Origin of the sequence: Arthrobacter sp. (assembly GCF_031988865.1) — a bacterium.
Taxonomy (GTDB): Bacteria; Actinomycetota; Actinomycetes; order Actinomycetales; family Micrococcaceae; genus Arthrobacter_B.
The window spans coordinates 1-26,808 of the sequence record NZ_DALZXY010000044.1; the positions used below are offsets into that span (position 1 = coordinate 1).

The 26,808-nt window shown below is 66.1% G+C and carries 19 protein-coding genes and 1 tRNA gene; 9 read left to right on the forward strand and 11 right to left on the reverse strand.

The genetic code is table 11. The annotated features are described in order from the left end of the window. The first annotated feature begins 244 nt into the window (after nt 1-244). Nucleotides 245-991, forward strand: a complete 747-nt coding sequence (locus tag RTN46_RS09570) for a PspA/IM30 family protein (protein WP_312180866.1) — start codon at nt 245-247, stop codon at nt 989-991. Between the two features lie 67 nt (nt 992-1,058). Here the strand turns inward: RTN46_RS09570 and RTN46_RS09575 are convergent, their stop codons facing one another. The 4 genes from RTN46_RS09575 to RTN46_RS09590 all read right to left on the reverse strand — a co-directional run bounded on the left by RTN46_RS09575 (nt 1,059) and on the right by RTN46_RS09590 (nt 6,249). Further along, the gene (locus RTN46_RS09575) at nt 1,059-1,622 is read right to left on the reverse strand and encodes a DUF6328 family protein (protein WP_312180868.1); all 564 of its coding nucleotides are present in this window, start codon (nt 1,620-1,622) and stop codon (nt 1,059-1,061) included. Between the two features lie 135 nt (nt 1,623-1,757). Then, a tRNA-Met gene (locus RTN46_RS09580) sits at nt 1,758-1,834 on the reverse strand. A gap of 45 nt (nt 1,835-1,879) precedes the next feature. Next, the gene (locus RTN46_RS09585) at nt 1,880-4,855 is read right to left on the reverse strand and encodes a UPF0182 family protein (RefSeq protein ID WP_396157577.1); all 2,976 of its coding nucleotides are present in this window, start codon (nt 4,853-4,855) and stop codon (nt 1,880-1,882) included. A 227-nt stretch (nt 4,856-5,082) separates the two neighbouring features. Further along, entirely contained in the window at nt 5,083-6,249 is a 1,167-nt protein-coding gene (locus RTN46_RS09590; RefSeq protein WP_312180870.1) for a PDZ domain-containing protein, read from the reverse strand. Between the two features lie 135 nt (nt 6,250-6,384). Between RTN46_RS09590 and RTN46_RS09595 the strand changes: the two genes are divergently transcribed. Next, entirely contained in the window at nt 6,385-7,869 is a 1,485-nt protein-coding gene (locus RTN46_RS09595; protein WP_312180871.1) for a zinc-dependent metalloprotease, read from the forward strand. Nucleotides 7,870-7,921: 52 nt separating this feature from the next. Here RTN46_RS09595 and RTN46_RS09600 read toward each other — a convergent pair whose 3' ends face one another. Next, nucleotides 7,922-8,491 (reverse strand): M48 family metallopeptidase, encoded by a 570-nt coding sequence (locus tag RTN46_RS09600; RefSeq protein ID WP_312180873.1) that lies wholly within the window; start codon nt 8,489-8,491, stop codon nt 7,922-7,924. A gap of 125 nt (nt 8,492-8,616) precedes the next feature. On the opposite strand from RTN46_RS09600, the gene RTN46_RS09605 reads away from it, so the two are divergent. Continuing rightward, nucleotides 8,617-9,681, forward strand: coding sequence for a ThiF family adenylyltransferase (locus tag RTN46_RS09605; RefSeq protein WP_312180875.1), 1,065 nt, complete (start codon nt 8,617-8,619; stop codon nt 9,679-9,681). Between the two features lie 24 nt (nt 9,682-9,705). Here the strand turns inward: RTN46_RS09605 and RTN46_RS09610 are convergent, their stop codons facing one another. Both RTN46_RS09610 and nudC read right to left on the reverse strand, forming a co-directional pair. Then, nucleotides 9,706-11,829: an ATP-dependent DNA helicase UvrD2 gene (locus RTN46_RS09610; protein ID WP_312180876.1), complete on the reverse strand. Its 2,124-nt coding sequence runs from the start codon at nt 11,827-11,829 to the stop codon at nt 9,706-9,708. Continuing rightward, nucleotides 11,826-12,824, reverse strand: coding sequence for an NAD(+) diphosphatase (nudC, locus tag RTN46_RS09615; RefSeq protein WP_312180878.1), 999 nt, complete (start codon nt 12,822-12,824; stop codon nt 11,826-11,828). The genes RTN46_RS09610 and nudC overlap by 4 nt, the downstream gene beginning before the upstream one ends. Before the next feature lie 142 nt (nt 12,825-12,966). On the opposite strand from nudC, the gene RTN46_RS09620 reads away from it, so the two are divergent. Beyond that, entirely contained in the window at nt 12,967-14,340 is a 1,374-nt protein-coding gene (locus RTN46_RS09620) for a phosphotransferase (protein ID WP_312180880.1), read from the forward strand. 89 nt (nt 14,341-14,429) lie between these two features. Here the strand turns inward: RTN46_RS09620 and RTN46_RS09625 are convergent, their stop codons facing one another. Then, nucleotides 14,430-15,905, reverse strand: a complete 1,476-nt coding sequence (locus RTN46_RS09625; protein WP_312180881.1) for an MFS transporter — start codon at nt 15,903-15,905, stop codon at nt 14,430-14,432. A 54-nt stretch (nt 15,906-15,959) separates the two neighbouring features. Between RTN46_RS09625 and RTN46_RS09630 the strand changes: the two genes are divergently transcribed. From RTN46_RS09630 to RTN46_RS09645, 4 genes are all read left to right on the forward strand, one after another. After that, nucleotides 15,960-16,490 carry a MarR family transcriptional regulator gene (locus RTN46_RS09630; RefSeq protein WP_312180882.1) on the forward strand — a complete coding sequence of 177 codons (531 nt, stop codon included), beginning with the start codon at nt 15,960-15,962 and terminating at the stop codon, nt 16,488-16,490. Between the two features lie 232 nt (nt 16,491-16,722). Next, nucleotides 16,723-17,103 (forward strand): GntR family transcriptional regulator, encoded by a 381-nt coding sequence (locus RTN46_RS09635; protein WP_312180884.1) that lies wholly within the window; start codon nt 16,723-16,725, stop codon nt 17,101-17,103. After that, nucleotides 17,100-18,029 carry an ABC transporter ATP-binding protein gene (locus tag RTN46_RS09640; RefSeq protein ID WP_312180886.1) on the forward strand — a complete coding sequence of 310 codons (930 nt, stop codon included), beginning with the start codon at nt 17,100-17,102 and terminating at the stop codon, nt 18,027-18,029. The genes RTN46_RS09635 and RTN46_RS09640 overlap by 4 nt, the downstream gene beginning before the upstream one ends. Beyond that, entirely contained in the window at nt 18,026-18,715 is a 690-nt protein-coding gene (locus RTN46_RS09645) for a hypothetical protein (RefSeq protein ID WP_312180887.1), read from the forward strand. Before RTN46_RS09640 ends, RTN46_RS09645 begins: the two co-directional genes overlap by 4 nt. 111 nt (nt 18,716-18,826) lie before the next feature. Here the strand turns inward: RTN46_RS09645 and RTN46_RS09650 are convergent, their stop codons facing one another. From RTN46_RS09650 to RTN46_RS09660, 3 genes are read right to left on the reverse strand one after another with little or no spacing between them, the layout of a single operon-like run. Further along, nucleotides 18,827-22,321 (reverse strand): ATP-dependent DNA helicase, encoded by a 3,495-nt coding sequence (locus RTN46_RS09650; RefSeq protein WP_312180889.1) that lies wholly within the window; start codon nt 22,319-22,321, stop codon nt 18,827-18,829. Next, nucleotides 22,318-25,554 carry an ATP-dependent DNA helicase gene (locus RTN46_RS09655; RefSeq protein WP_312180891.1) on the reverse strand — a complete coding sequence of 1,079 codons (3,237 nt, stop codon included), beginning with the start codon at nt 25,552-25,554 and terminating at the stop codon, nt 22,318-22,320. The genes RTN46_RS09650 and RTN46_RS09655 overlap by 4 nt, the downstream gene beginning before the upstream one ends. Further along, nucleotides 25,551-26,015, reverse strand: a complete 465-nt coding sequence (locus RTN46_RS09660; protein WP_312180893.1) for an MGMT family protein — start codon at nt 26,013-26,015, stop codon at nt 25,551-25,553. The genes RTN46_RS09655 and RTN46_RS09660 overlap by 4 nt, the downstream gene beginning before the upstream one ends. Nucleotides 26,016-26,085: 70 nt before the next feature. Here RTN46_RS09660 and RTN46_RS09665 point away from each other — a divergent pair. Then, a partial coding sequence (locus RTN46_RS09665) for a 3'-5' exonuclease (RefSeq protein ID WP_312180895.1) occupies nt 26,086-26,808 on the forward strand: 723 nt, incomplete at its 3' end.

The following is a 26,808-nucleotide window of genomic DNA, read 5'->3' on the forward strand; positions in this document are numbered from 1 at the left end:
GGAGTGGCCTCGGCGGAGCGATCCTCGGCGGCATCCTGATCGACTCGATCCTTCGCGGCGGTTCCCACGGCGGCGGAGGCGGCTGGGGCGGCGGCGGCTTCGGCGGCTGGGGCGGCGGGGACTTCGGCGGCGGAGGCGGCGGCTTCGGCTCTTCCGGCGGCAACTTCTAGGCTCCGGCCACAGTTTTTGACAGGCTGGAAACAGCACACCAACTCATAACCCCAGCACTTGAAAGGCAACCATGATGGTAAAGCAGTCAATTTTCGGACGGATCACCACACTGGCAAAGGCCAACATCAACGCCCTCCTGGACCAGGCGGAAGACCCCCAGAAGATGCTTGACCAGATGGTCCGCGACTACAGCAACAACATTGCCGAAGCCGAGAGCGCCGTCGCGCAGACCATCGGCAACCTGCGGATGCTCCAGGACGACTACAACGAAGACATTGAGAATGCCCGCAACTGGGGCAACAAGGCACTCGCAGCCTCCCGCAAGGCCGACGAATTCCGGTCCGGTGGCAACACCGCGGACGCCGCGAAGTTCGACAACCTCGCGAAGGTAGCGATCCAGCGCCAGATGGCGGCGGAGAACGAGGCCCGCGGCGCGGAACCGACGATCGCTTCCCAGGAAGAGATCGTCGAACGGCTCAAGACCGGCCTGACGCAGATGAAGGACAAGCTCCAGCAGCTGCAGTCCAAGCGCAACGAACTCATTGCCCGTGCCCGGAACGCCGCGGCGCAGAACCAGATGCACGACGCCATCAAGAGCATCGACGTCATGGATCCCACCTCCGAGGTTGGCCGGTTCGAAGAGAAGATCCGCCGCGAAGAAGCGAAGGTCCGCGGCGCCAATGAGCTCGCGGCCTCCAGCCTGGATGCCCAATTCGAATCCCTCGAAGACCTGGGCGAGCAGACCGAGGTGGAAGCCCGGCTGGCGGCGCTTAAGGCAGCCAGCCAGTCAGCGAACCAGTCAGCGATCGAGCAGAACTAAACGGCTCCTCCCGCTGCGGCAGGCCGGTCCCCTTTGGGGCCGGCCTGCTGCCGTTTGGGGGCTGTGACTAGCGGGGTGCGCTGTCCTCCTGCTCTCCCACAGCCGGTCCTCTCCGCAGGGCACGGTTTCGGCTGGTGCGGGGCAGCACAATCCACAGCCCGACCAGGACCACGGCGGCAGCGGCGGCCGAGACCGCTCCTCCCCACCCGCCGACGACGATGTCGAACACCAGTCCCACGGTCCCAATGAGGATCAGGCCCACCAGGACCATGGTCCAGCGCAGGAGCAGGTCGCTGTTGTGGACGAGGTCGTATTTAATCCGGCGCTGAAAGTACGAGCGGTGCATCACGACGGTGGACATCAGCAGCGCCGTTACCAGGACTGACAGGACGACCAGGGCCAGGTAGATCCCGACCTGGATCGGAGAGAGCGTGGCAAAGCGTTCCTGGAAGGGAAGCGTCAGCAGGAAACCGGTGAGGATCTGGATCCCGGTCTGCAGCACGCGTAGCTCCTGCAGCAGGTCCGTCCAATTCCGGTCCAGTTTCTGCAGCGCACTTTCACCGCGGTCCGGGTCTGCCTCCGGGCCGGTCCGGGACCTTCGGTGCGGCCCGCCACTGCGGCGCGCATTCATGCAGCGAGTGTACTGGCTAGGGCCGGGAGCAGCGCCGGCCTTCGGGTCAAAGTTCCCGGACATGCTGCGGTTGCTGGTCTCCGTGAGGGAAGCAAAGCAAAAGTCCCCGTCCGGATTCCGGACGGGGACTTTTCTTGGTTGCGGGGGCAAGATTTGAACTTGCGACCTCTGGGTTATGAGCCCAGCGAGCTACCGAACTGCTCCACCCCGCGGCGTGGTATCTACTGTACCGGCCGCGGGGCGGAGCCGCAAATCAGCTACTCGCCGGATCCCTCTCCACCGGTGCCGTCTTCCTGGGCGGCACCGGCGGCGGCACCGCCGGCGATCTTATCCTCCGCCGCGATGGCCCGCTGGATGGCCGCGTTCAGCTTGTCCTGGGCCGCACCGTAGGCCGCGAAGTCGCCGCTGGCCAAGGCATCCTGGCCCTCCTGGATGGCAGCGCCAGCATCGGCCAGTGCGGTCGACAGATCAGCCTGCGCTGTGGTTTCCCCGGGCGCTTCAGTCCCCGTGTCAGGCGTGTTGCCGACATTCGCCTGGTCACCGGTGACGGCTCCGGAGTCGCCGCCGAATACCTGGTTCAGGGCTTCGTCCAGGGTCGGTGCGAAGCCGACCTTTTCGCCGAAGTTCACCAGCACGCGCTGCAAGGTCGGGTAGGAAGACGCTCCGGACGACTGGACATAAACCGGCTGCACGTAGAGCATGCCGCCGCCGACAGGCAGGCTGAGCAGGTTGCCGTTGATGACTTCCGAGGCGCCTTGGCGCAGCAGGTTCAAAGCGTTGGAAACGGTCGGATCCGAGTTGAACCGGTTCTGCGCCTGGCCCGGGCCTGGTACCGCGGTATCCGTCGGCAGAGCCAGCAGCCGCAGCTTGCCGTAGCCCTCCGCCTTCTCGCCAGCTGTACCGGTGCCGGCATCGGCGTCTGCGGCGAGGAAACCGTAGAGCACGTTTCGGGCCTCACCGTTTTGTGCGACGAACGGAATGAACGGCGTGGTCAGGGAGAACGCGGGCTTTTCCTGGCCCGGCATCTGCAGCGAGAGGTAGTAAGGAGGCTGCTTCACGTCGGAGTTGGTCAGGGTCGGGTCCGAGGGAACCGACCAGGCGTCGTCGTTCTTGTAGAAGGAGTCAGCATCCGTGACGTGGTAGCGTCCGAGCAATTCGCGCTGGACCTTGAACTGGTCCTCCGGGTACCGCACGTGCGCCATCAGGTCAGCCGACATGTCGCTGTACGGCTTGAGCGTCGAGGGGAAGACCTCCTGCCAGGCCTGCAGCAGCGGATCTTCCTCGTCCCAGGCGTACAGGGTAACGGAGCCGTCATAGGCATCGACGGTCGCCTTAACCGCATTGCGGATGTAGTTGACCTTGTCTGCGGGGAGAGCGGCGGATGCACCGCCGGTCAGCGAGTCGGTGGTGGCCGAGGCCAGCTCCTGCTGGGTGGAGTACGGGAAGTACTTGCTGGTGGTGTAGCCGTCAACGATCCACTTCACGCGTCCGTCCACTACGGCCGGGTAGGCGTTTCCATCAACGGTCAGGTACGGCGCGACCTTTTCGACGCGCTCGCGCGGGTCACGGTCATAAAGGATCTGTGAATCTTCGTTGATGAAGTCAGAGAGCAGCAACTCGGTCGACTGGAACTTAATGGCGTAGACCAGCTGGTTGAAAAGGTTGCCTACGCTGGGGCCGCCGTCGCCGTCAAATGTCGTCTGTGAATCATCGGACGAGTCTCCGGTCTGCGGCCGGTCGATTTCGACCGGGTCGCTGCCCTCGGGGGCGCCAACGACTGAGTAATCGGGAGAGTTCTCACCGAAGTAGACGCGGGGCTGGTAATCGCCCAGCACGCCGGTCGAGGGAATACCCGATTCCATGAAACTGGGCTTGCCGTCGGGCTGAACGGTGGAGCCGCGCGCAGCTACCACTCCGTAACCATGGGTATACAGAACATGCTCATTGACCCAGCCCGCCGGGACGCCGCCAATGTTCAGTTCACGCACTGCGATGACGGTGTCCTGGACATCGCCCTCCACGTCATAGCGGTCGACGTTGAGGTTCTCCGGGAACTGGTAATACTGGCGGAACTGCTGCAGCTGGCTAAACGTATCGGAGACGACGTTCGGATCCAGCAGGCGGATGTTGGAGGTGGTGCCGGCGTCCGCGGCGAGTGCGCCGGCATTGGCGTCGACTGTGGCGTTATACGGGATCACTTCGGTGTCGGACAGGCCGTACGCTTCGCGGGTGAGCTCAATGTTGCGCTGAATGTACTCGCGCTCGAGCGTCTGCTCGGACGGAATGACCTGGTAGCGCTGGACGATCCACGGGTAAATACCGCCGGCAACAATGGCCGTAATGACCAGCATGGCGGTACCGATGATAGGCAGGCGCCACCGGCCGATGATGGCGGAGAGGACGAACAGCACGGCCACGATGATTGACGCAACGGCCAGGATGGCCTTCGTCGGGATCACGGCGTGCACATCGGTGTAGAGGGCGCCGGTCCAGGCACCGGACGTGCTCTGCAGGGTGTTGTAGCGGTCCAGCCAGAAGTTCGCTGCCTGCAGAAGCAGGAAGGACGCGGCAATGACGGCAATGTGGATGCGCGCCGGGCGGCTGACGAAGACGCCCTTTTCCTCGAGCCGGATTCCACCGTAGAGGTAGTGCGTAAGCAGGCCGGCTATACCGCTGATGACGACGACGGAGATCAGGAACCCAACGATGAAGCCCAGGAACGGCAGCGTATTGAGGTAGAAGCTGTAGTCCAGGTTGAACTGCGGGTCGGTCTTGCCAAAGTCATGGCGGTTGAAGAAGAGGAGGGTCTGCTCCCACATTGCCATGGCAGCCGTGCCGGCAAATCCGCCGACGACCACCGGAATGCCGATCATCAGCAGCTTCCGCACCGGCTCAAGCTGCGCCTGGTATCGGTTGAGGTTATCCTGCAGCGAGCTGTCCGGCGCATAGATGGGCCGGGCGGAGTACGCGGAGCGGATGCTGAAGAACACGCCCGCAGCCATGATGAGGAAGGCGGCGGCGAACAGCCCGATGCGGGTGAGGTTTTCCTTGTAGAACACCTCGATGAAACCGAGCTGGTTGTACCAGAGCACGTCGGCGTAGATCTGGGAGAAGTACACGAACCCGATCACCAGGACAGCCACCACAATGAGGGTGGCGATCAGCGGGCTGCGCCGCCGCCGTGTGGAGCTGGAGCTCGGTTGGGAGAATGGGCCATTTGGTCCGGAAGTCACAGTTACCTCATCGTTCGGTGCGTCGGCTCACGGCACCTGCGGCAGCTCGACGGTGGAGATATTCCGCTGCCTCCATATCGAAGCAACCGTGACCCCTCTGTCCGACGGCTGCCCGTTTCTTGCCGTGGTTCCTTATTCTGCCCTGTCTAACCACCGAACGGCCACTTATAAATGCTGTGAGCGCCAACCTTATTAGGATCGTAATTCGGCGCCCACCCCGGATGTTCCTAGGCGTCGTCCGTGCAGCTACCCAGTCCTTCGGCGCTCCCGCCGCCGGCAAGCGTCTCGACGGCGGTCACGGCGTCGTCCAGTGTGGCGATGCTAACGACGACCAAGTCATCAGGGATGTTCCCGGCTACTTCCCGGCAGTTGGCTTCGGGCGCCAGGAAATACTGGGCACCGGAGTTCTTCGCGCCCACCATTTTCTGTTCGATCCCGCCGATAGGTCCCACGTTCCCCGCTGCATCGATGGTGCCGGTGCCGGCGAAGTGCTGCCCGTTGGTCAGCTCCCCCGGGGTGAGCTTGTCGATGATCCCGAGGGCGAACATGGTGCCTGCGGAGGCCCCTCCGACATTTTCCAGTGCGATGCTGACGTCGAACGGGAAGGTGTAGTCGATGCTGAGGTAGGCGCCGATCTGGTAGGTGCCGGCGTCCGAAACCTCAGGGGAAATACTCAAGGCCTGTTCTTCCCCGTTTCTCCGGACCGTGACATCGGCCGCGTCTCCCCCGGTTTCGTTCAGTGCCTGGCGCAGGGAGTCCATCCCCTCGACGGGCTTGCCGTCCACCTTCAGCAGGATGTCTCCGTTTTCCAGCTTCCCTTCAGCCGGCGACCCTTCCATAACACCGGCGACGGACAGCTCCTCGGTGAACGGGATATCGAGTTGCGCCAGCGCTGCGGCCACGGCCGATTCCTGTGAAGAGGTCATCGCCGCGGCATTCTCCTCTTTCACCTCGCCGCTGGTGGTTCCCGGCGGATAAACGAAGTCGACAGGCAGCACGGCATCATCAGGATTGATCCAGGCTGCCAGCACCTCGGCCATGCTGACCCCGCCGTTGGGGCCGCCCGCGACGTACACGGTGGTAAGGTCCAGCTCGCCCGTCGTCGGGTACGTTTCGTGGCCCTCGACGCTGATCAGGGGACTGGACGAAATCTCCCCGATGGTGTTGAACGTGGGGCCCGGCGATTCGACGATATAGGGGGCGGGCAGCAGCAGCCCGGCTCCACCGAGCACAACCGCCGTTCCACCGGCAATGAGCAGGGCACGCCGCCGGGGCGAACGCCGCCGGGACTGGGGTTGTCCGGTGCCGGGATCATTGTCCGGGACCTGCGAATCCGGGCCGGTGCCGGCGAAAGAATGGTCATCGTTGGAGGAGCGCACGAGCCATTGTCCCACGTGCTCCTTTGCCAACAGCGAACGAATCCCGGAATGCGGGACACGCCATGGCGCCTGCCGGTAACGTGGGAACCCAGGCGGCCGGTGATCCACCGGGCGCCCAGGCACAGAACTTCCACAGGACCGGTGGTACCCATGAGCTCAAACCCCTCCGACCACGGGGATTCGCCCCAGGATCCGCTGTCAGAAATGCTCGCGCGCCTCTTCGGCGGGCAGGCCCCAGGCGCCGGAGGCATTGATCCGCAGGAGCTGGCAAAGGCCGCAGGGCTGCCCTCCGACCCGAACGCCATGGCCATGATCTTCCAGCAGGTCCAGGCCATGTTCAGCACACCCTCGGACGGACCGGTCAACTGGCAGCTCGCCAAGGACAACGCCCGCCGTGTGGCGGCCACCGACAGCGACCCATCGGTCACCGCGCAGCAGGCGCGCGACGTCGGCGAGGCGCTGCACGTGGCCCAGATGTGGCTGGATCCGGTTACGGACTTCCCATCCACGGGGGCAATCGGCAAGGCCTGGTCCCGCGCAGAGTGGGTCGAGGCAACGATGGATTCATGGCGCCGCCTCACCGAGCCCGTAGCCGTCAGCATTTCCGAAGCGCTCTCCAACGCCATCTCCACCCAGATGCCCGAGGAAATGAAGTCCATGATGGGTGGGGCGTCCTCCATGCTGGCGAACATGGGCGGCGCGATGTTCGGGATCCAGCTGGGCCAGGCCGTCGGTGCACTGTCCAAGGAAGTCGTCAGCTCGACGGACATCGGCCTTCCCCTGGCCGCCGGCACCATGGCGCTGCTGCCGGCCAACGTTACCGCCTTCGGCGAGGGCCTGGACGTTCCGGAGACCGAGATCCGGCTCTACCTTGCCGTGCGCGAGGCGGCCCATGCACGGCTCTTCGCCCATGCGCCCTGGCTTGCAGGGCACCTCTTCGGCATCATCGAGAGCTACGCCCGCGGCATCCACATCGATATTTCCAAGATCGAAGAGATGGCCCGCGACATCGACCCGGGTAATCCCGAATCCCTGCAGGAAGCCCTGGCCGGCGGGGTCTTCCAACCTGAGCGGACGCCAGCCCAGGAAGCTGCCCTTGAACGTTTGGAGACAGCGCTGGCACTGGTTGAAGGCTGGGTCGACGAGGTTACGGCCGGCGCCACATCCAACCTGCCCTCCGCTGCGGCGCTGCGCGAAATGATCCGGCGGCGCCGGGCCAGCGGCGGACCGGCAGAGCACACCTTCGCTTCCCTGGTGGGGCTGGAGCTGCGTCCCCGCCGGCTGCGCGATGCTGCCGTCCTGTGGGCTCAACTGCGCGAAGAACGCGGACTTGAAGGACGGGACGCCATCTGGCAGCACCCCGACCTGATGCCAACGTCCAAGGACCTGGACGATCCCCTGGGCTTCAGCAAGCGCCGTGAATTGCTCGATGCATCGGATTCCGATGTTGATGCTGCCCTTCGGCGCCTGCTCGAGGGAGGCTTCGATGAGCCCGATGACGCTCCGGACGCGCGTTCGGCTGAGGCTGCGGGCTCCGGCGACGAGAACCCGGACGGAACCCCCGATGACGGGAACCCCGACGGCGAATCCGGTCCGGACAACCCCGACGGCGGCAAGGGCGGCAGCACTTCCTGAGCCGGACGCGGCCGTTCCACCGGGGCACAATTACTGCCCCGGCGGAACCTGGTCAGCCCTCGGCCATCTCCCCGCTGAGCCCGCGCGCACTGGCATACGCGGCGCCGGACAGGAAGGCCTTCGCCGTTTCGGTCTGGGGATAGGACTCCAGGAGCCGCCAAAAACGTGGACCGTGTGAGGACTCAATCAGGTGTGCGAGTTCATGCAGCAGCACGTAATCGACAACCCATTCCGGCATACCCACCAGTTTGTCTGAAAGCCGGATGGTGCCGCGCGCCGGTGTGGCCGAGCCCCAGCGCGAGTTCTGGTTGCTGACCCACCGGACGGAAACGGGCTTCGCCGCCCCGCCAAGGTAGCGTCCGGAAAGCTCGGCCGCCCGCCGCGCAAGATCCGAATCGGCGCGTGCCGGGTCAGGAACCGGAGCAGCCGCCCGGGTCTCCAGCCGGTCCACCATCCGCTGCACCCACTCCGCTTCCTGCGTCCGGGTGAAATGCGCCGGAATGGACACCACAGCCACCCCGTCCCGGAACACCGCGTTGACGGTGCGCTTGCGGCGGGCGGAACGGCGCACTTCGATAGGCAGCCCGCCACGGGTGGTGGCGGGAACAGATGGGGAGGGCATACCTCCACCATATTCCGGCGGCCGGCGGGTTCGTAAACCTGTGGATAACCCCGGCGACGGCTCCCGCGTATGCCAGCATGGGTCCTCCCACATTCTCCGACCGCCGTCAGTCCAGGAGGGCCAGCATGCGGATTAACCCGGGAATCTACATCCTTGACCTTGGGCCCGACCGGCGGCAGTTCGGTCTCGGACCCGGGGCGCTGCTGCTGGCCGGCCTGACGGCCGCCGACCTGGCGTTTGTTGGGCGGCTGCGCGACGGCATTCCCGACGGCGCGGAGCCAGCATCGGCCGCAGAGACAGGTGTCGGCGTCGAACGCCAGGCTCAGCTCCTCACCGCACTGGAACCGGTCCTCCTCCCCTGGCAGGGAAGCTCCTGTGCCCTGCCTCCGCTGCGGCAGGAACGGCTCCGCCCGGATATCCAGAGACTCTCTGCCGTCTACGGCCAGGATGCGTCCGGGCCCGTGGTCCGCCGCGCTGCTGCCGCCGTCGAAATCCAGGGCCTGGGCCGCTGCGGGGCGCTCCTGGCGCGGATACTGGCAGCCGCCGGAATCGGCACTCTGCTGCTGGGCGACCCGGCCCTCGTATCTCCCGCCGACGTCGGCCCCGCCTATGCGCTGACTGACATCGGGATGCCGCGGTTCCGGGCGGTCAAACGGCATCTCTACCGGATCGATCCAACGGTCCGGGTCCTGCACGTTCCGGGACCGGATCCGCAGCTGACCGCCGCGGGCGCTGACCTGGCCGTGCTCGCCGGCGACCAGCCCGGGCCCCTGCTCTCCCTGGCCGGAGTTGAACGGGAACGGCCCCACCTCACCGTCACGGTCCAGCAGTACGGCTACCAGGTGGGACCGCTCGTGGTCCCCGGGGCGACACCATGCCTGGGCTGCCTGGACCGGCACCGGGGCGACGCCGACCCCGGCTGGTATGCCTCCTCAGCGCCGGAGGCTCCGGACCGGGAGCAACCGAACAAGCCACGCGGACCAGGCGGTGAGGAAGTCTCAGCCGCCGGCCTGGCCGCCGGGATCGCCGCTGGCCAGGCGCTGTCCTTTATCGACGGATTGGCCCAGCCCGTGACCTGGTCCGCCGTACTGCAGCTGCGGACCGCCGACGGGCACATCGGACTGGAACCTCTCGAGTTCCATCCCGGTTGTGGCTGCCGGCTGCAGTCCGCCGGCAGCCAGGCAGCCTAGAGGCCGGAGTGCGCGGGAGGCAGCCTAAGGGCCGGGGTGCGCTGCGAGGACCGCCAGGACGGCTTCGCCGTAGCGCTCCAGCTTGGACGGCCCGACGCCTGCCAGGGTGGCCAGCCGGTTCAGCGTTGGCGGTTTGTCCTCGGCAATGGCCACCAGTGTTGCGTCGGTGAACACCACAAAGGCTGGAACGCCTGCCTCGCTGGCCGTCTCACGCCGCCATTCCCGCAGCGCCTCGAACGTTACTTCGTCGTAGGTGGCCGGGCAGTCGTTGCATCGGCCCATCTTGCGTTCCGCGCCGGAACCCAGCAGTGTCCCGCACACTCGGCACTTTGCCGGGCCGGAGACCTTCTTCCGGGCCGGACGCACCTGGCGCGGACCTGCTGCGTCCCGGGCCGTATTAGGGCGCAGTCCGTCCAGGAACCGTGAGGGCTTGCGGTTGGCCCGCCCGCCAGGTGTCCGGGCAGTGGACCAGGACAGGGCCAGGTGTTCCCGGGCGCGGGTGATCCCGACATACAGCAGCCGCCGCTCCTCATCCACCGCTTCCGGGGTATCCGCGAAGGAGATAGGCATCAGGCCTTCACTGAGACCCACCAGGAACACGGCGTCCCATTCAAGGCCCTTGGCGGAGTGCAGGCTGGCGAGGGTCACGCCCTGCACCTTCGGTGCATGCTGCGCGGCAGCACGTTCCTCGAGTTCGGCGGTGAAGTCCTGGAGCGTGAAGATGCTCTCCGGGTCCATGGTGCGGTTGGCGTGCAGTTCATCGGCAAGGGCCACCAGTGCGGCCAGGGATTCCCAGCGTTCACGGGTCGCTCCCCCGCCCGAGGGTGCTTCGGCGGTGTAACCGAGGTTGGCCAGGATGTCCCGCACCAGCTGCGGCACCGGCTCGTTGCCGACCGAACGGGCGGCCGCGCGCAGCTGGAGCATCGCGTCGCGCACCTCCCGGCGGGCGAAGAAGCGCTCGCCGCCGCGCAGCTGGTAGCCGATTCCGGCGGTGGCCAGAGCCTGTTCGTAGGCCTCGGACTGGCCGTTGGTCCGGAACAGGACGGCAATCTGGCTGGCTTCAACGCCGCTGTCCACCAGTTTCCGGATCCGCGCGGCCACCTGGGTGGCTTCCGCTTCGTCGTCGGAGCACTCGGTGAAAGACGGCTCCGGACCGGGGCTGCGCTGCGCAATAAGTTCCAGCGGTTCGGGCCACGGCGGCGCGTTCCGCGAGCGCTCGCCTTCCGCCGTGCGGGCCGCCAGGATGCGGTTGGCAAGGTTGACCACCTGCGGCGTCGAGCGGTAGTCCCGGACCAGCTTCACAACCTGTGCCCCGGGGAACCGGTGCGGAAAATCCAGCAGGTGCCGGGAGGTTGCTCCGGTGAACGAGTAGATGGTCTGGCTGGCGTCGCCCACGACGCAGAGTTCGTCGCGCTCACCCAGCCAGAGGTCCAGCAGCCGCTGCTGCAGCGGCGAAACGTCCTGGTACTCGTCCACTACAAAATGCCTGTACTGGTCGCGCACGGTGGCGGCAACCCGCTGGTCTTCCTGCAGGATGCCCACAATAATCAGCAGCACGTCCTCGAAGTCGATGACGTTCCGGTCCACCTTCACGTCTTCGTAGGACTGGAAGATCCGGGACACTGTGGTGAGATCGAAACCTGCCGGTGCGTCGCGGCCGGCGGCCGCCCGGACATAGCTGTCCGGTGTGAGCATCGAGACTTTCGCCCACTCGATTTCCGCTGCCACATCACGAATCGCGGCACGGTCGGTGGAGAGCCGCAGCCGCCGGGCAGCTTCGGCGATCAGCTGGGCTTTGTGGTCCAGCAGTGCCGGCAGGGGCCCGCCCACGGTTTGCGGCCAGAAGTACTGCAGCTGCTTGAGGGCCGCGGCGTGGAACGTTTTGGCCTGGACTCCCCCTGCCCCCAGGTCCCGCAGCCGGGTGCGCATTTCGGCAGCTGCCCGGGCGGTGAAGGTGACGGCGAGGACCTGCTGCGGCTTGTATACGCCGGAGTGGATGCCGTAGGCCATGCGGTGGGTAATGGCCCGGGTCTTTCCGGTTCCGGCACCTGCCAAGACGCACAGCGGCCCGCTCAGCGTGGTCGCGACTTCGCGTTGTTCGTCGTCGAGCCCTGAAAGGATGCGCGCTTCGAGCGAGTCGGTGATCATTTGCCGCCCGCCGGGACCGGCTCTGGCACGGATCCCCCGTACCAGCGGTCAATCAGGTTGCGGGCAATGGAAATCGATGAGGGGATGGTCACTTCCCCCGCGGCCACGGCCTCGGTGAGTTCCTTCCTGCTGAACCAGCGGACGTCGGACATTTCGACGCCGTCGGCCTGCGGTTCAGTGCCGTCCGCCTCCGCGCAGAAACCGAGCATCAGGGACGCGGGGAACGGCCAGGGCTGCGATCCGAGGTACTGCGGGTTGCGCACCACGACGGCGGCTTCCTCCGCCACCTCGCGGATCACGGCCGCTTCCAGCGATTCCCCGGGCTCGACGAAACCGGCGAGCGTGGAGTACCGGTTACCCGGCCAGGCGGCCGCGGAGCCAAGCAGTATCCGGTCCTGGGGGTCGGTGATGGCCACGATGATTGCCGGATCGGTGCGGGGGAAGTGCTGGCTGCCGTCCTCGGGGCAGCGCCGCACCCAACCGCCCTGTTCCAGTTCGGTTGGCGCGCCGCAACGCGGGCAGTGCGTGTGGGTGGCATGCCAGTTCGACACAGCGCAGGCTTCGACAAACAGTCCGGCGTCCAGGGCGCCCAGGGTCGTAGCGACGTCGCGCAGTCCCGCCCAGCGGGTGCCGTCCAAGGCCGGCGGCGCTTCCTCTGCCGGCAGCGTCACCATCACGACGTCGGCTCCCGCGGCCACCGACCCGTTTTCAAGCGTGCGTCCGAGATACACCGGATCGGTGCCGAATCCTCCGGGTCCTGGCCGGTCAAGGACGAGTTCGGTGTCCCTGGCCGTGCTCCTGAAGGTGTCCCTGACCGTGTCCCTGACTAAGGTCTTGCCCCCGGAAATATACATAACGCGGGTGGACGGCAGCTCAAGGATCGTCGCGAAGAGGTCTTCGGCGACTCTCCGTTCGCTGCCCCGGTCCACGGCACCGCGTGCCAGCGGCAGCGTTCCAAGTTGCGGGGTCTCTGCTGTGCGTAGCGGGCTGCTCATATACCTACCGTACTGACTGAGGAACCCCAAGCAGAAAGCGGGACGCCATGCAGTGGATAGAGCTGAGGTTTTCCTCACGCTCTTCCGACTCGCCGGGGCCCTATGGGTTACTCGTGCCACATGTACCCCTACGGTTAAAGGTGTGAAACGCACTCCCATGGAATTGGCAGCCCTGGCCAGCGCCGCCGTACCGGCACTGGCGCTTACCGGCGTTGCCGGTTCGCCGGACGACGCAGCGGATTTCGACTCCGCTCTCCTCGTCGACGACGCCGGCAAACAGTGGCGGGTGCGCTCCCCCAAGCATGTGGAGGCCAGCATGCGCCTCGAAACCGAGCTGCTCGTCCTGCGGGCCTTCGTCCCGGCAGTGCGCGCTGAACTGCCCTTCGCGCTGCCCTACGTCGCTGGAACAGTACGCCAGGGCGAGCTGTGCACCTTCGTCTACTCACACCTTCCCGGGTCCACCCGGGACATCGACGAGCTAGCTGCCCTGGGCAAAGACCTGGCTGCAGATATTGGCCGCACCATGGCCGCGGTTCATGCCCTGCCCCAGTCACTCGTCAACAACGCGGATCTGCCCAGCTATACGGCCAACGAGTTCCGCCAGCGCAAGCTGAACGAACTGGACCAGGCAGCCACCACCGGCAAGATCCCGGCCACACTGCTGCGCCGCTGGGAACACGCACTGGAAGACGTCGGGCTCTGGCGGTTCAGCCCCACCGTGGTGCACGGCGACCTGCACGAGGACAACATGCTTGTCTCCGGCAATCGGATCAGTGCCGTCAGTGGCTGGACCGACCTGCGCATCGGGGACCCTGCCGACGATTTCGCCTGGCTAATCGCAGCCGACAACACCGCTTTCACGGACGCCATCCACGAAGCCTACGTCGCAGCGCGCCCGGATGCTGTGGATCCCCACCTCATCCGGCGGGCAGCACTCTCCGCTGAATTCGCCCTGGCCCAATGGCTGGTACGCGGGTTGGCAGCGCAGAACGCTGTGATGATCGCCGAAGCCGAAGAAATGCTCTCCACGCTGGAAGCGGACATCCTGGAACAGGCTGCTGCCCTGGCCGCCGAAGCAGAGTCCGCGCCGCAGGAGTACGAGTCCGCGGGCATCTCCGCGTCGAATCCCCCAAGCGCTGGAAAGACCGCGGCTGGAACCAGGGTGGGCACCAAGGCTGAAGCCAAAGTGAGCGTCCTTCCCATCAGCGTGCCCTCGGGTGAGCCAGGCGGACTGTACGCCGCCGGAGATGAAGCACCGGCGGACCAGGACAGCGGAGCTGCGGGAGCCGCCCCCGCGGAAAGCGGGAAGGCCACCGCCTCAACGCAGCAGGATCCCACCAGCCTGTCAGTAGCCGGGGAGGTCAGCACGCCCGTGCCCGCGGCAGTGCCGGAGGAGGCCGCCGGCTCGGATGCAACGCCCACCGGGGCCGGGGAACCGGGACCGGCGACCACTGCCATTCCGCTGACCGAGGGCACCGCTCCAGACGCCAAGAAAGAAACGCGTCCGGCACGTTAACTGATCCGCTTTTCCAGAGCCTCCGAAGTGTCAGCGTGAATTCCCAGGGCGGCTGTTACGCAAGCAGGCAATCACCCGCTGCACCGCGATCATTCAGGGGCCAGGGCGGATTCTTTTTTCAACGGGCTGGCTTGGTTGTCCGGTCCGGCGCCATGCTCGTCGGCCCGCCCCTTCAGTGGGAACAGGAAGGTCAGCACGAAGAATGCGACGAGCAACCCTGCCTGGATGAGCAGTGCGCTTCGGAAGGCATCCGCGGGTGAACCCTCTGTGATGACGGAGAAGAAGGTTGACCCGAACACTGCGACGCCGATCGAACTCGCGATCGCTTGCACGGCCGTAAGGACCCCTGACGCCGATCCGATCTCCTCGTCCTTGACCGCTGCCAGGATGATGCTGAACAGCGCTGCGATGACCAGACCCGATCCAAATCCGATCACGGCAATCCCCGGCACGATCTGCCAGATATCAAACGGTCCTCCCGAACCGAGTTCGATCCAGAGGATCGCAGCACCGAGGATCTGGACGACAGCTCCGATTTGTAGAACGGCGCGGCCAAGCCGCTCAGCGAGGAACGCTCCGCTCAGCGCGCCGCCGACGGCGGTGCCCAAGGCGACGGGCAGGTTGCCCAGTCCGGCTTCCCCGGCACTGAACCCCTGGCCGATCTGCAGGAACAGCGTCAGGATCAGCTGTGTCCCGATGAGTGCGCTGAAGTAAAGCGCTATGCCGGCCAGACCCAGGGTGTAGGCCCGGCGGGAGAAAATTCCCGGCACAACAAGCGGGGTCCGGCCATGCCGGGCCGCTGCTCGTTGGTGCCACGCGAACGCCACAAACCCGCCGAGCCCTGCCACGATGCTCAACCACGTCCAAAGGGGCCAGTCCTGCTCCTGTCCGAAGTTCAGCGGCAGCACCAGCAGCGCCGAAGCCACAACGATGATGGCCGCTCCAACGACATCCACCCCGACGGTCTTATCTCCGGCCCGGCGGGGAAGAATCCGCCACGCGACGATGAGGGCCGCGAGTCCGATGGGCACATTAACGAGGAACACCGCGCGCCATCCGAGCCCAAACAGGTTGGCCTCGATGAGACCACCGCCGATGATCGGACCCAGAATGCCGCCCAAGCCCAGGACCGGCCCGAAGACACCGAAAACCTGGCCCAGTTCCTTGCCGGAAAAGTTCTCCCGCAGCAGACCCAGGCCCTGCGGCAGCAGCATCGCTCCCGCGACGCCTTGCATCAGCCGGAACGCGATCAGGACTTCAATGCTTGGAGCAAGGGCGCAAAGCAGGGAGACGATCGTGAAGGCCAGCAGGCTTGCCAGGAACATCGGGCGCCGGCCGAAACGGTCCCCGAGCCGTCCGCCCAGGATCAGCCCGGCGCCGAGGGTCAACGCGTAGCCGCCGATCACCCACTGCAGTCCGAGCGCGGACGCTCCCAGCGAGCGTTCAAGGTCCGGCCCGGCGACATTGACGATCGTGGAATCAAGCAGGTCCATAATCTCGGCAGTGAGCATCACCCCGAGGATGAGCCACCGCCAGCGGTAGGGGGTTGTGGCGGTTGCGCCCATCAAAGTTGCTCCAGTTCTTGATTATCAATCATATTGGCAACTTAGAGTATTACTATGGAGGATATGGATGTCAAAAGCACTACCCGGTCACCCGCCGATGCATCATCGCGTCCGGACCGAAGGGACCGGGAAGCGGCACGGCGGGACGGCCGGCAGCTCCCGGAGGATGACATCCGCGCACGCATTCAACAGCTGACCATTCGGCAACAACGCTTTGATCGATATCTGGCCTCCGAGCTGGGAGTGGACGCGCCGGGGCTCGAGGCGATGGACCACCTGATCGCCACCGGCCCGGCCACGCCCACGGAGCTCGCGAGACGGCTTGGGATTTCGACAGCCGCCACGACGCTTGTGCTGAACAGGCTCGAAGAGGCCGGCCACATCAGGCGCGATCGCCACCCCTCCGATGGGCGGAAACTGATCGTCACCGCCGCCCAGAGTTCTGCCGACCGGGCCTATGAACGCGTACTACCCATGATCGAAGGTGTCGAGGAACTTATCGAGGGAATGTCGGCGCAGGAACGAACGGCAGTACAGGAGTTTCTTGACCGGCTCGTCGCGGTCTACGACCAAGCAACAGGCTGAGCTCGTTCCCGACGACCGAAACGCCCCCCTCAAGCAATAAAGCGTGAAGCAATAAAGCGTGAAGCAATAAAGCGCCCGCCCGGAGTCCAGGCGGGCGTTTTTTGCTGCGCGCCGCCGTCCGCGAAAATTCCTTGACGCTAGTTATTGACACCCTCCCGCCTACATGGTTACTTAGTCAAGTAACTAACCAATGAGCCAGGTGTAAGAATGAACCCCAGCAAGGCAGGATTCCGTGATTGACGACAGCAGGCCGATCTTTCAGCAGGTCGCTGAACGGATCGAAGGTGACGTCCTCGATGGTGTGCTGCAGGAGGAGGGCCAGGTGCCATCGACCAATGAAATCGCTGCCTTCTACCGGATCAACCCGGCAACAGCGGCAAAGGGCGTCAACCTGCTCGTGGACCAGGGCCTGCTCTATAAGCGCCGGGGAATCGGGATGTTCGTTGCTCCCGGGGCCCGTGCCGCCGTTCTCGCCAAACGCCGCGAACAGTTCTACCGGCAATACGTACAGCCCCTCGCCGCCGAAGCCCGGAAACTGGGCATCGACGCCGGAGCGCTTACAGATCTCATCCAACGCAGTGCCGCTGAATATGAAGGGACCCCGGCACCATGAACGTCATAGAAACCCGCGACCTGACCCGGCGTTACCGGGACGAACTTGCCCTAGACAATGTCAGCATCAACATCGCGCCAAACCGGATCTATGGCCTGCTCGGCCGCAACGGCGCAGGCAAAACCACCCTGATGTCCATCCTCACTGCCCAGGGCTTCGCCAGCTCGGGAGAGGTGCGGGTTTTTGGGGCGGATCCGTTCGAAAACGAGCAGGTCCTTTCCCGCATCTGTTTCGTCCGCGAATCCCAGAAATACCCCGACGACTTCACCGTCCGCAACGCCCTGGACGCAGCCGCCATGTTCTTCCCGAACTGGGATGTTGACCTCGCGCAGACCCTGCTCGAGGACTTCCAGCTTCCCCGGCCCCGGAAACAACGGATCAAGAAGCTCTCACGCGGCCAGCTCTCAGCAGTGGGGGTCATCATCGGACTGGCTTCCCGGGCGGAACTGACGTTCTTCGACGAGCCCTACCTGGGGCTGGACGCCGTGGCCCGGCAGCTCTTCTACGACCGGCTGCTTACGGACTTCGCGGACTATCCGCGCACCATCATCCTCTCCTCCCACCTGATCGACGAAGTGGCAAACCTGCTGGAACACGTCATCGTTATCGACCGTGGCCGGATCGTCATGGACGACGAGGTCGAGACCGTGATGGGTTCGGCTTTCGCCGTCGCCGGAAAGTCTGAAACTGTCGAGGATTTCGTCGCCGGACGGCCGGTACTGCACCGCGAGGCGCTGGGTGCCCTGGCCTCCGTCACCGTCGACACCCCGCTCTCCCCGGATGACAGGGAACGGGCCCTGGACCTCGGTCTGGAAATCGCCCCGGTCTCCCTGCAGCAGCTCATCATCCGCCGCACCCTCAAGGCGAACGAACACTACGGCTCCCCCGCGGGCCGCAATGACAAGAATCTGGAGGTCCTGCGATGAACCGCCCGCTCGCGGTAGCCCGCATGCAGCTGCTGAACAAATGGCTCTACCTCGGAACACCCGCCATCATCCTCGCCGCTTCGACGCTTATCGCCCTGGCCATCCTGGCGCTGGTGCCCGACGACGGCGGTACGCGGCTGGCGCTCTCCGGCCAAGCGGTCATGTGGTACTTTTTCGGCGCGGGACTCCAGTCCCTGAGCCTCACGTTCCCGTTCTCCCAGGCCATGAGCGTCAGCCGCCGCTCCTTCTACCTCGGTACCCTGGGCCTGTTCTCCGTCCTCGCCTTGGGCTTGGGAGTGCTGTACTGGCTGCTCGGGCTGGTCGAAAAGGCGACCAACGGATGGGGAGTCAACGGCAACATCTTCGCTATCCCCTGGATCGCTGACTCCGCGTGGTACGTCCAGATCCTGCTCTACTTTGCGCTGACCATGCTGCTGTTTATGTTCGGTTTCTGGTTCGCCACGGTCTACCGGCGCTGGCGGATGCTCGGTCTGACAGCAGCACTCGTCGGCTTTGGGCTTGTGCTCCTGGCCGGGGTCGGCGGCGCCACGATGACCGATTCCTGGGCCGCAGTTGGTGCCTGGTTCCTTCAGCTGACCCCGCTCTCCCTCGCCGGCTGGCTGCTGCTGGGAGGCGTGCTCCTTGCCGCTGGCTCTTACGGCACGCTCCGCCGGGCGACCCCCTAGGCGTAGGCCCGACACCCTTAGCTGTCCCCTCCCGCATTCGATAAACGGGTACCGCTGTCCACTTCGGACGGCGGTACCCGTTTGTGGTGAGCCTGTCGGTCCGCCCTCTTTTCAGCCCTTGGCAGGGGTTCCGGGAGCGGAACCGATGATGATCTTCTCGAGATCCGTTTCGCCCAGCAGGTTGTGTGGACGGATAACCTTGTCCGCCGCCACGTAGTAGAAAGCGGCGCGCACCTTCTCGAGCGGCACACCCTGAAGCCGGGACCAGGCCAGGCGGTAGACCGCGAGCTGCACCGACCTCACCGCCAGCTTGTCGGCCGACGGAGGCGCACCTGTTTTCCAGTCGATCAGGTCCCAGCCGCCGTCGTCGTCCCGGAAGACAGCGTCGATCCGGCCTCGAACGACCACGGAGTCCACCCGGGTCTCCACTGGTACTTCGATGAATGCGGGCGTGCGGGACGCCCATTCCGAGGCCTCGAACGTGGCCACCATGTCCTCGAGCTGGTAGGCCTCGTCAACATACGCATCGGCGGCGCCGGGATGTTCATCGAGGTCGAGCATGCCGCTACGGCCAAAGAACTCCTCGATCCAGGCATGGAATGCCGTGCCCTTACGGGCAGCCATTCCTGGTTCGCGGGGAACGGGCCGTCGAAGCTGGCGGGTGACCGCGTCCGGATCATCCTGCAGGTCCACCAGCATGGACGCGGAGATGTGGGCGGGGAGCTCAACCTCCATCACCTCATCCCGTGCCCGGTGCCGCGCCAGGACAAGTTCGACGTCCCTGCCCCAGCGCCGCGGCTGGAATGCCGCCATATCGCCGTCCGTGTCCGGGCCGGCACCGGATGCCGGGTGGGCGCTGGCCGGGAAAGTCTGGCCCGGATCCGCCATCCCCTGCGCGCTGGCCGCTGCCAGCACGGCGGCAGCGGAAGCCTCCATCGCGGTCCGGCGGACCGGAGCGAGCGGGTCCTTGGGCCACACGGCGCGTTCTGCGGTCGCGTTGGCAGGGTTCTCGTCTCCTTCGCTCTCCGGTTCCAGCCAGGACAGCAGATGGAACCCCGCAGCGCCCGCTTCTCCGAGTTCATAAAGGTCCAGGAGGTAGCGTGACGCCGCCGTCGGCTTGGACCGTCCGCCGCCCCAGGCACTGGAGGTGCAGAGCAGGACGTGCTTGGCGCGGGTGAACGCGACGTACGCGAGCCGGCGTTCCTCACGCTCCGCATGGCCGCGGGCGTCTTCGGCGAACAGCTTTTCGGCGTCCACCCAGGACTTCTGGTCCGGCTGCTCCCAGTCCCACTGCGGCAGGTCCGGCCCATCACCGCGGAGGTTCCACGGGATGGCCTCGTTGCCGCTGCTCCAGCGCGAGTCCTTGTCGTTGGGGAACTGGCCTTCACTCAGGCCGGGAACCGCAACCACATCCCATTCCAGCCCCTTGGAGGCATGCACGGTCAGCAGCTGGACAGCTTCCCGGCTGGTCTCCAGCTGGGTGACCGGCAGCCCGTTCTCCTCCTCATCGGCTACTTCGAGCCAGGCCAGGAACGCGGCTAGGTCCACGCGGTCGGCCGAGGCGCTGAACGTTGCCGCGGCGTCAACGAAGGCATCGAGGTTGCGCCGGGATTCGTGGATGCTGATCCCTGGTTTGGCGGCGGCCTCGATGTCCAGCAGGATGCGGCGTTCCACCTCTCCGATCAAGGTGGTCAGGTCCTCGCCAACGTAGCCGCGCAGTTCGCGAAGCTCATCGCGCAGGGCAGCGATACGGGTCAATCCCGTTTCGGTCAGGGACCGCCCGGTATGGGAAACCCAGCCAGGCTTGGGCAGGTGGTCCACGGCCTCCACGAGGCTGCCGGCCTCGGACAGGTCCGTCTCGACGACCGCTGCCCCGCCCTCGTCCGGACCGTCGACGTCGGCCAGGTCCTGCACGCGTACGGCACGTTCGCGGACCCGCACCAGGTGCCGGGACCAGTCCGCGAGCGCCATCAGATCGGCGGGGCCGATCCGCCAACGGGCACCGGCGAGGATCCGCAGCATGGAATCTGACCGTCCGGGGTCTCCCAGGACGCGGAGCACGGCCAGCAGGTCAACGATCTCCGGAGTGGAGAGCAGTCCGCCCAGCCCCACGATCTGCACCGGGATGCCGTGCGCTTCGAGTGCCCGGCGGATCGGGTCGAACTGCTTCTTTCCCCGGCACAGCACGGCAACTGTCGGCGGCAGCAGGTTGCCCCGGGAATCTGTCTCGTGCGGGCGCTTCCACCATTGAAGCCGCAGTTTCGCGATTTCCGCGGCCAGTGCCTCTGCTTCGCCCACGCTTACGGTCCCGTCGGGAAGGGCGACGGTTTTTTCCGAGAGGTAGCGGCCCAGATACACCTCACCTACCGGCGCCTTGGGTTTGGCTTCCAGTTCGGGCACGTCCAGCGGCCGATTGTTCTTCAGCCAGGGAACGGGTTTGTTCAGCGGGCCGGACACTGCGTTGGCGGTGGCCAGGATGGCTGTGGAGTTCCGCCAGGCGACGGACAGGTTGGCCATCGGGGCGGGGGTCCGGCTCCCGTCGGGCAGCACCCTCGGGAAGTGGGTGCGGAAAGTGCCCAGCTGCCCGGCGGAGGCACCGCGGAACCCGTAGATGGACTGGTGCGGGTCACCCACCGCCGTTACGGGTGTGCCGTCACCAAACAGCTTGGAGAAAAGCACCATCTGCGCGTGGGAGGTGTCCTGGAACTCATCGAGCAGCACCACCTTGTACTTGGCCCGCTCCATCGTGACCGCCTCCGGGATTTCCTCGGCGATGCGGGCTGCGAGCGCCACGAGGTCACCAAAGTCCAGCTGCCTGCGTTCCGCCTTGGCCCGCTGGTAGGACTCCACCAGTTCGGTGACCGAGATCCTGGTGCGAAGCTTACCCAGCAGTGTCTTGGCCGCCTGCGCAGGTTCCTTGGTTTTCCCCGCCTGGTAGGGCAGGGCCTGAATCTCGGCGACCTGGTGTTCCAGCTCAGCCCTGACCTCGGCGGGAGCCCTCAGGTGTTCGGAGCATTCGGACGCCATCTGCAGCACGGCATTTACGAGGGTCGACTTGGCTGCCGTGAAATGCTCGTAGTCCCCTGAATAAGCCTCGACCACTTCGTTGGCCAGCTGCCACGACTGTGCACCGCCGAGCATGACGGAGTCCCGCTCGACGCCGATCCGCAGGCCGTAGTCGTTCACGATCCCGTTGGCGTAGGAATGATAGGTGGATACTGCTGCTTCCAGCTGGTCCGGGTCCGTGCCGCCGGATTCCTCCCCCAGCATCCGGAACAGCAGCCGGAGCCGCTGCCGGATACGGGTGGCGAGCTCCCCAGCGGCTTTGCGTGTGAAGGTCACCCCGAGAATCTGTTCGGGTGCCACGAGTTCGTTGGCCACCAGCCACACGACCCGGTCGGCCATGGTCTTGGTCTTGCCTGACCCGGCGCCGGCAACCACCAGGAGCGGTTCCAGCGGGGCCTCGATGATGTCCTCCTGCGCGGACGTGGGGTACTGCACCGGCTCGCTGGAGTCGCCGTGCAGCAGTTCCGCCAGCTGCCGGGCGGAGAACCGTGGACCCTGGACCTGACCCTCGTGTACGTCTTCGCCTAAGTGGACGCTCACTCGGTGACCTGCTTTCCTTCGGTGCACAGCGGGCAGATTTCCGGCAGGCGGCAGCCGTGCCCGCCGAAACCGCTCCTGGCGGGATCATGAATCGTCTCGAACGTGGCGCCGGACATACGCGCGGCTGCTTCCTGGATCATCTCCAGTGCACTGGTGTCCTGGGCTCCCAGCGGCGGCTGTTCCTGGACGGAAACACCCTTGGACGTGGTGCCGAGCTGGACCAGTGCGGCGCCCCCGGGGACTGGTGGACCTTCCTCGAGGGCCCCTTCCCGGACTGCTTCCTGGTAGGCGGCGAGCTGCGGGTGTCCGTCCAGGTCGGCTTTCTTGGGTGCGGACTTGCCGGTCTTGAGGTCAACGATGAACAGCCGCCCCTCGGCGTCGGCCTCCAGCCTGTCGATCTGGCCGCGCAGCAGCGCCGTGCGCACGGCACCGCGGACCTCCACCGGGATTTGCGCTTCGAAATCCTTTTCGACGGCCACCAGGTTTCGTCCGCTCTTGCGCATCTGGATCACGTAGTCAGCCAGTTTGCGGACCATGGTCTCGGCCCGTTTGAAATCGATCTTGCCCTCCCACGTGTCCTTCATGCCCAGGGTTGGCCAGCGGCGCTGCAGTTCAGCGGCGTATTCGGTTCCCGTGGCTGCCGGCATGTCCTGGGCAATCTGGTGGACAAGGGTTCCCAGCGACCGGGCGAAGTCCGTGGCCTGTTCCCCGCCGGCGGCGGAGACGAACCAGCTCAGGGGTGATTTGGTGACCGCGTCCACCTTCGACGGCGACACCGGAATCGGCACCTCCGGGGGCAGGATGGGTTCTGTTGTGGAGAGCTGGAGCAGGCCCCACCATTCTGCGGGGGCAGCGCCGGGTACCCGGACGGGGTGACGGAGCATCCGGCCCAGGTGTCCGGCGGCTTCCCGGGCCAGGTCCGGTGCGGCCTCAGCCTGCTGGGCGTGGGCGCGAAGTTCCGCGACGAGGGAGCGCAGGGTCAGCGGACGCAGGACCTCGGTCCGCGGCCGGGCCAGCACGCCGTCGGGCAGCGGGTCGACAAGGTCGAGGAACTGGGATGGTTGCTCGTCCTCGGACGCGACGGCCGTGCAGATCAGCACTTCCCTGGCTCGGGATACAGCGGTGGAGAAGCTGCGCAGCTCGTCATGGCGGATACCGTGCATCAGGGTCTGGGGGTTGCGGTACCGGCGGTAGTCGTCGCCAAATTCGACGGCGGAAACCAGATCGCCGCTGCCCAGCAGCTCCCCGCGCAGCCGCAGGTTCGGCCACACGCCTTCCTGGATGCCGGCAACAATGACCACCGGCCATTCCCTTCCGGCGGCGCTTGCCGGGGTCAGCAGCTCCACGGCGTCGCGCTTCTGTGCGCGGGCCGCCAACGTGTCCATCGGCAGTTCCGAGCTCGTGAGGTAGTCAAGGAACTGGGCCGGGGTGGAGCCCGGCAGCTGGTCAACGTAGCGTTCCGCGGTCTGGAACAGGGCCATGATGGCGTCCAGGTCGCGGTCTGCCCGCAACCCCGCAGACCCGCCGGCCAACGCGGTGTCGACCCATTTTTTGGACCATCCTGAGGCAGACCAGAGTGCCCAGAGCACTGTTTCGGCGGTGGCCCCGGGCTGGTCTGCGGCTGCTTTCCCGGCACGCAGCATCGCGGCCAGGCGCTTGGCTGCACCGGCTTCCCAGCCAAGGCCTGCCAGCGCCAGGCCTGCATCCGAGAGCGGGTCCAGCAGGGCCTCGACGAGCAGGGCGTCGCTGCTGCGGCCGCCGCCGGCCCGCAGTTCCTCACGCCGCAGGGCCTGCCGGAGCCTGCGCAGGTCCAGCGAGCCGGCCCCGCCGATCCGGGAGGTCAGCAGCGAGACGGCTGTTTCGGGTGTCAGCAGTTCCGGTTCCAGGACGACGGCGAAGGCGTCGAGCAGCGGCCGGACGGCGGCTTCATCCCGCACGGCCTTCTCCGCTACGGGAACCTTGACCTCGATCCCCTGGCTGGTGAGGTAACGCTGGATCCGTGACAGCTGCCCGCCGGTGCGCACAATCACGGCGATGTCCTCCAGCGGGCGGCCGTCCAGCAGCTGGGCTTCGAGGATGCGCTGGGCGACGTAGCGCTGCTCATGCATCGGTGAATCCACCACGTGGGCGGTGGCTGCCGGAAGGGAAGCTTCCCCGGATGGCACGGTCCACGGCTGCGCTCTCCCGGACGCGGTGCGGCAGGAAGGAAGCCCTGGCACCACGGAGATCCGCGACGCTGTCCGGTGCCACGCGGCTGCCACCGGTTCGGAAAGCCGGTGCTGTGACGTGAGCACCACTGTTTCCAGCCCCGGGCCGAGGGTCTTGTCCAGGCCGCCAAGCAGATCCGGCCGCGCTCCGCGGAAACCCTGCACCACGGTATCCGGGCTGGCCGTAACCACGGCGTCCCGCCCGCCGGCCAACAGCCCCAGCAGCTGGTGAATGGCCGGGTTGGCTTCCTGCAGGTCGTCCACCAGGATCAGCTGCAGCCGCCCCTGTTCAGCGGCCAGGAACTCCGGATCCGATTCCAGGATGTCCAGCGCGGTGGTGATGATGCCGGAAGGGTCGAACGCTTCGGGCATGCGGATGTCCAGGACATCGCGGTATTCGGCGTACAGTCCGGCCGCTGCCACCCAGTCCTGCCTGCCGTAGCGGCGGCCGAGGCCGGCAAGGTCCTCCGGCGCCAGGCCCAGCTCGATCACGCGGTCGAACAGCTGCCGGACTTCCTGCCGGAATCCACGGGTCCCCAGGGCCAGTGTGAGCGAGTCGGGCCAAGGCAGCAGCGGAACTCCGTTTTCGCCGTGGCCGGCCAGGAGTTCCTTGATGATGACGTCCTGCTCGGCGCCGGAGAGGAGCTTGGGCGCCCGTGTCACATACGGAAGCCTGCCCTCCGCTTTGGCGCGGCGGATGAGGTCAAACGCATAGGACGCCCAGGTCCGGGCGGGCGCCGCGCTGATAGTGCGTTCCAGCCGCGCGGACAGTGCATCGCGCAGGGAGGCTGCTGCCAGCCGCGACGGCGCGAGCAGGAGCACGCCTGCCGGATCCAGTCCGTCACGCTGGATGCGCGCGACAGCGGTTTCCACCAGGACGGTGGACTTGCCTGTCCCTGGTGCGCCGAGCACCAGGAGCGGGCCGCTGCCGGTGCCACGGTCCACGGCCTCACGCTGGTCAGGACTCAGCTGCGGAGCGGCCCTGCCCGCGGCAGCGGGAGGAACAAGTTGCAGGTTGATGCTCATGCTTCCACTTCACCACGCCGCACCGACATTGCCTGATTCGCCATGGCTGTGGCTCCGGCTTCCTGGTCTTCCCCGTCCTCTGGGTCCACGGCAGGAGCAGGTACGGTGAGCCGGCGGCGCAGATCGTCTAGCACTGACCAGTCCGCGGCGGAGGGTTGCCAGCGCGCTTCAGCGATCCGGACCCGGTAACCGGTCCCGTCGGCGGCAGGCGTGCCGCGGACCGGGGTATGTTCAGCCGAGTAGTGTTCCCAGGCACGGTGACCATGGCAGGCCGGAGGCTCACCGGAGGCTCGGAGGACCCGCCACCAGGGTACGGAGCTCCCGCAGCGTGCGAGCACAGCCCCAACCTGGCGTGGGCCGCCGAAGCCGAGGATTTCTGCGATGTCCCCATAGGCCAGCACCTTGCCCGGTGGAATAAGTTCCGCTGTTGCCAATACCGCTTCCTGATAGTCCTCCCGCATGTCCCCCAGCCTAGCGGCGCCCGGCGCGCTGAATCCGGAAATGTCGGTGCCCACCGGTACGTTTGAGTACATGTTGAGCTGGCATGAACTTCCCCGCGCGTCCTTTGACCTGGAAACTACCGGGCGGGACCCGCAGGAGGCGAGGATTGTCACGGCGTCGATCATCCTGGTGGACTCGGCCGGCGAGATTCTCCGCCACCACGAGTGGCTGGTTGATCCCGGAGTGGAAATTCCGGAAGAGGCCGCCGCCATTCACGGCATCAGCACCGAGCGGGCCCGGGCCGATGGCCTGCCCTCCAAAGACGCTGTGGGGCAGATCATCCAGGTCCTGCAGGACACCTTCGCCGCGGGCACCCCCGTTCTCGCGTTTAATGCTGCCTACGACTTCACGGTCCTGGCGCGGGAAGCAGCGCGCACCGGGCTGTCGGCGCCGGCACCGTTTCCGGTCATCGACCCATTCATCATGGACAAGCAGGCAGACCGTTACCGCCGCGGGAAGCGCACCCTCACCGCCATGGCCGAGCATTACGGCGTGGCCTTCGAGAATGCCCACACTTCGGCCGCGGATGTAATGGCCACCCTTGCCGTCGGTGCCGCCATGGCCAGGTCCTTCCCGCTCCTGGCGCAGGAAGCCTCCTCGCTTCACCAGCTGCAGACCGGGTGGGCGGCCGAGCAGGCTGCCAGTTTCCAGGCCTACCTGCGGAAGCGCGACCCCGATGCAGTGATCGACGGCACCTGGCCCGTCAAGGCGGCTCCGGCCGAATTCGCCGCCGCCGCGCCCGCCCCAGCAGCG